Source organism: Mycobacterium sp. AT1 (genome assembly GCF_002043095.1).
GTDB lineage: Bacteria > Actinomycetota > Actinomycetes > Mycobacteriales > Mycobacteriaceae > Mycobacterium.
In genome coordinates this window covers 1-5583 of record NZ_MVOC01000112.1, presented here as the reverse complement: position 1 = coordinate 5583, position 5583 = coordinate 1, and the positions used below count along the sequence as shown (strand labels likewise).

3 rRNA genes are annotated in these 5583 nt (G+C 55.8%); all 3 read left to right on the top strand.

Annotated features, from left to right (window positions below):
* Nucleotides 1-183: 183 nt before the first annotated feature.
* The 3 genes from B1790_RS33560 (at nt 184) to rrf (ending at nt 5533) form a co-directional block, all read left to right on the top strand.
* Nucleotides 184-1700: ribosomal RNA gene (locus B1790_RS33560) — 16S ribosomal RNA — on the top strand.
* Nucleotides 1701-2146: 446 nt separating this feature from the next.
* Nucleotides 2147-5282: ribosomal RNA gene (locus B1790_RS33555) — 23S ribosomal RNA — on the top strand.
* Nucleotides 5283-5420: 138 nt separating this feature from the next.
* Nucleotides 5421-5533 (top strand): 5S ribosomal RNA (gene rrf / locus B1790_RS33550).
* The 16S, 23S and 5S rRNA genes sit together here, the layout of an rRNA operon.
* Nucleotides 5534-5583 lie beyond the last annotated feature (50 nt).

The following is a 5583-nucleotide window of genomic DNA, read 5'->3' as shown; positions in this document are numbered from 1 at the left end:
TGTTGTTTGAGAACTCAATAGTGTGTTTGGTGGTTTTTGTTTGTTGTTTTTGGCCATCTTGGTGGGGGACTTCCCGTCTTCCTGCTGCTTGGGATGGTTTTGTTTTATTTTGCCAGTTTTGACTGGTTGTTGGATATCGGATTTCTCTGATTTGCGATGCACCTGGTTTTGCCGGGTTGTTTTTGTTTGGAGAGTTTGATTCTGGCTCAGGACGAACGCTGGCGGCGTGCTTAACACATGCAAGTCGAACGGAAAGGCCCTTCGGGGTACTCGAGTGGCGAACGGGTGAGTAACACGTGGGTGATCTGCCCTGCACTTCGGGATAAGCCTGGGAAACTGGGTCTAATACCGGATATGACCTTGGGATGCATGTCCTTTGGTGGAAAGCTTTTGCGGTGTGGGATGGGCCCGCGGCCTATCAGCTTGTTGGTGGGGTTAAGGCCTACCAAGGCGACGACGGGTAGCCGGCCTGAGAGGGTGACCGGCCACACTGGGACTGAGATACGGCCCAGACTCCTACGGGAGGCAGCAGTGGGGAATATTGCACAATGGGCGCAAGCCTGATGCAGCGACGCCGCGTGAGGGACGACGGCCTTCGGGTTGTAAACCTCTTTCAGCACAGACGAAGCGCGAGTGACGGTATGTGCAGAAGAAGGACCGGCCAACTACGTGCCAGCAGCCGCGGTAATACGTAGGGTCCGAGCGTTGTCCGGAATTACTGGGCGTAAAGAGCTCGTAGGTGGTTTGTCGCGTTGTTCGTGAAAACTCACAGCTCAACTGTGGGCGTGCGGGCGATACGGGCAGACTAGAGTACTGCAGGGGAGACTGGAATTCCTGGTGTAGCGGTGGAATGCGCAGATATCAGGAGGAACACCGGTGGCGAAGGCGGGTCTCTGGGCAGTAACTGACGCTGAGGAGCGAAAGCGTGGGGAGCGAACAGGATTAGATACCCTGGTAGTCCACGCCGTAAACGGTGGGTACTAGGTGTGGGTTTCCTTCCTTGGGATCCGTGCCGTAGCTAACGCATTAAGTACCCCGCCTGGGGAGTACGGCCGCAAGGCTAAAACTCAAAGAAATTGACGGGGGCCCGCACAAGCGGCGGAGCATGTGGATTAATTCGATGCAACGCGAAGAACCTTACCTGGGTTTGACATGCACAGGACGCTGGTAGAGATATCAGTTCCCTTGTGGCCTGTGTGCAGGTGGTGCATGGCTGTCGTCAGCTCGTGTCGTGAGATGTTGGGTTAAGTCCCGCAACGAGCGCAACCCCTATCTTATGTTGCCAGCGCGTCATGGCGGGGACTCGTAAGAGACTGCCGGGGTCAACTCGGAGGAAGGTGGGGATGACGTCAAGTCATCATGCCCCTTATGTCCAGGGCTTCACACATGCTACAATGGCCGGTACAAAGGGCTGCGATGCCGTGAGGTGGAGCGAATCCTTTAAAGCCGGTCTCAGTTCGGATCGGGGTCTGCAACTCGACCCCGTGAAGTCGGAGTCGCTAGTAATCGCAGATCAGCAACGCTGCGGTGAATACGTTCCCGGGCCTTGTACACACCGCCCGTCACGTCATGAAAGTCGGTAACACCCGAAGCCGGTGGCCTAACCCTTGTGGAGGGAGCCGTCGAAGGTGGGATCGGCGATTGGGACGAAGTCGTAACAAGGTAGCCGTACCGGAAGGTGCGGCTGGATCACCTCCTTTCTAAGGAGCACCACGAGACCTGGCCGGCCCCGACGACTGTCGGGATCAGCTGTTGTCAGGCGATTCGTTGGATGGACTCGTTGCCCGTCACTGGGCGTATCCGTAGTGGAGCGAGTTCTGGTGCATAGGCAAACAAGATTTTCTGGTTGCCCCGGTTTCGGGGTGCCGGCCACCAAGCACACTGTTGGGCTTTGAGACAACAGGCCCGTGTTTCCCTGGCCACCGTGTGTGGTGGGAGGCGTGTTGTTGCCCCAGGTTTTGGTGGTGGGGTGTGGTGTTTGATTCGTGGATAGTGGTTGCGAGCATCAACTCGCAGCAGTCGAGGGGCCCTTGAGAGGCTCACGTGGTCGTTTCTTCGGGAATGGTTGTGTGGGTTGGTTGGGGGTTCGGAGGTGTTGTGGGTTGTTGTGGTGTAATTTCGATTTTTAACATAATTGGTTTTTGTGTTGTAAGTGTTTAAGGGCGCATGGTGGATGCCTTGGCATCAGAGGCCGATGAAGGACGTGGGAGGCTGCGATATGCCTCGGGGAGCTGCCAACCGAGCGTTGATCCGAGGATGTCCGAATGGGGAAACCCAGCACGAGTGATGTCGTGTTACCCGTATCTGAATTCATAGGGTGCGGGAGGTAACGCGGGGAAGTGAAACATCTCAGTACCCGTAGGAAGAGAAAACAATAGTGATTCCGTGAGTAGTGGCGAGCGAAAGCGGAGGATGGCTAAACCGTATGCATGTGATACCGGGTAGGGGTTGTGTGTGCGGGGTTGTGGGACCTTATTTTCCGGGGCTACCTTCCTGGAGGGCAGTTAGAAAGTGTCGTGGTTAGCGGAAATGGCTTGGGATGGCCTGCCGTAGACGGTGAGAGCCCGGTACGTGAAAACCCGACGCCTGCCTTGATTTGTGTTCCCGAGTAGCAGCGGGCCCGTGAAATCTGCTGTGAATCTGCCGAGACCACTCGGTAAGCCTGAATACCTTCTGATGACCGATAGCGGATTAGTACCGTGAGGGAATGGTGAAAAGTACCCCGGGAGGGGAGTGAAATAGTACCTGAAACCGTGTGCCTACAAGCCGTCAGAGCCCTCCTTCGTGGTGGGGTGATGGCGTGCCTTTTGAAGAATGAGCCTGCGAGTCAGGGACATGTCGCGAGGTTAACCCGTGTGGGGTAGCCGCAGCGAAAGCGAGTCTGAATAGGGCGTATCCGCACAACAGTGTGTGGTGTAGTGGTGTGTTCTGGACCCGAAGCGGAGTGATCTACCCATGGCCAGGTTGAAGCAGCAGTAAGATGTTGTGGAGGACCGAACCCACTTAGGTTGAAGACTGAGGGGATGAGTTGTGGGTAGGGGTGAAAGGCCAATCAAACTCCGTGATAGCTGGTTCTCCCCGAAATGCATTTAGGTGCAGCGTTGCATGGTTCTTACTGGAGGTAGAGCTACTGGATGGCCAATGGGCCCTACAAGGTTACTGACGTCAGCCAAACTCCGAATGCCGGTAAGTCAACAGTGTGGCAGTGAGACGGCGGGGGATAAGCTCCGTGCGTCGAGAGGGAAACAGCCCAGATCGCCGACTAAGGCCCCTAAGCGTGTGCTAAGTGGAAAAGGATGTGCAGTCGCGAAGACAACCAGGAGGTTGGCTTAGAAGCAGCCACCCTTGAAAGAGTGCGTAATAGCTCACTGGTCAAGTGATTGTGCGCCGATAATGTAGCGGGGCTCAAGCACACCGCCGAAGTCGCGGCAACGAGCACATCTTCGGGTGTGACGTTGGGTAGGGGAGCGTCCTGCACGCCGGTGAAGCCACCTAGTGATGGTGTGGTGGAGGGTGTGGGAGTGAGAATGCAGGCATGAGTAGCGATAAGGCAAGTGAGAACCTTGCCCGCCGAAAGACCAAGGGTTCCTGGGCCAGGCCAGTCCGCCCAGGGTGAGTCGGGACCTAAGGCGAGGCCGACAGGCGTAGTCGATGGACAACGGGTTGATATTCCCGTACCCGTGTGTGCGCGCCCGTGATGAATCAGCGGTACTAACCGCCCAAAGCCATGATCATTCAATCCCTTCGGGGGGCGAAGGTTGTGGGGCTGCGCGGGACCTTCGCTGGTAGTAGTCAAGCGACGGGGTGACGCAGGAAGGTAGCCATACCAGTCAGTGGTAATACTGGGGCAAGCCCGTAGGGAGAACGATAGGCAAATCCGTCGTTCACGTATCCTGAGAGGTGATGCATAGCCGAGTGAGGCGAATTTGGTGATCCTATGCTGCCGAGAAAAGCCTCTAGCGAGCACACACACGGCCCGTACCCCAAACCGACACAGGTGGTCAGGTAGAGAATACCAAGGCGTACGAGTGAACTATGGTTAAGGAACTCGGCAAAATACCCCCGTAACTTCGGGAGAAGGGGGACCCCTTACTGTCATGGCACTTGCTGCCGGCAGCGGTGGGGGGTCGCAGAAACCAGTGAGAAGCGACTGTTTACTAAAAACACAGGTCCGTGCGAAGTCGCAAGACGATGTATACGGACTGACGCCTGCCCGGTGCTGGAAGGTTAAGAGGACCGGTTAACCCCTCGGGGTGAAGCTGAGAATTTAAGCCCCAGTAAACGGCGGTGGTAACTATAACCATCCTAAGGTAGCGAAATTCCTTGTCGGGTAAGTTCCGACCTGCACGAATGGCGTAACGACTTCTCAACTGTCTCAACCATAGACTCGGCGAAATTGCACTACGAGTAAAGATGCTCGTTACGCGCGGCAGGACGAAAAGACCCCGGGACCTTCACTACAACTTGGTATTGGAGTTCGTTACGGTTTGTGTAGGATAGGTGGGAGACTGTGAAACTCACACGCCAGTGTGGGTGGAGTCGTTGTTGAAATACCACTCTGATCGTATTGGGCTTCTAACTTCGAACCGTATATCCGGTTCAGGGACAGTGCCTGGTGGGTAGTTTAACTGGGGCGGTTGCCTCCAAAAAAGTAACGGAGGCGCCCAAAGGTTCCCTCAACCTGGACGGCAATCAGGTGTTGAGTGCAAGTGCACAAGGGAGCTTGACTGCGAGACGTACATGTCGAGCAGGGACGAAAGTCGGGACTAGTGATCCGGCACCCCCGAGTGGAAGGGGTGTCGCTCAACGGATAAAAGGTACCCCGGGGATAACAGGCTGATCTTCCCCAAGAGTCCATATCGACGGGATGGTTTGGCACCTCGATGTCGGCTCGTCGCATCCTGGGGCTGGAGCAGGTCCCAAGGGTTGGGCTGTTCGCCCATTAAAGCGGCACGCGAGCTGGGTTTAGAACGTCGTGAGACAGTTCGGTCTCTATCCGCCGCGCGCGTCAGAAACTTGAGGAAACCTGTCCCTAGTACGAGAGGACCGGGACGGACGAACCTCTGGTCTACCAGTTGTCACACCAGTGGCACGGCTGGATAGCTACGTTCGGACAGGATAACCGCTGAAAGCATCTAAGCGGGAAACCTCTTCCAAGACCAGGTTTCTCACCCTTTTTAGAGGGATAAGGCCCCCCGCAGACCACGGGATCGATAGACCAGACCTAGAAGGCCAGCAATGGTTGCAGGGAACTGGCACTAACCGGCCGAAAACTTACACACACCCAAAAAAAGCTAATTGGGTTGAAAGCGTGTAACACCACATTTGCACCAACGTGCACTCGCAACCACACTTTGTTCACGAATCGAACAGACCACACCCCACCACCAAATAATTGTGGGGCGTAAAATAAATAGAGTTACGGCGGCAACAGCGGTAGGGAAACGCCCGGTCCCATCCCGAACCCGGAAGCTAAGCCTACCAGCGCCAATGATACTGCCCCTTCGGGTGGAAAAGTAGGACACCGCCGAACACCCTTTAAGCCCTAAGGCCCCCAACCACGTTGGGGGCCTTAGGCATTTC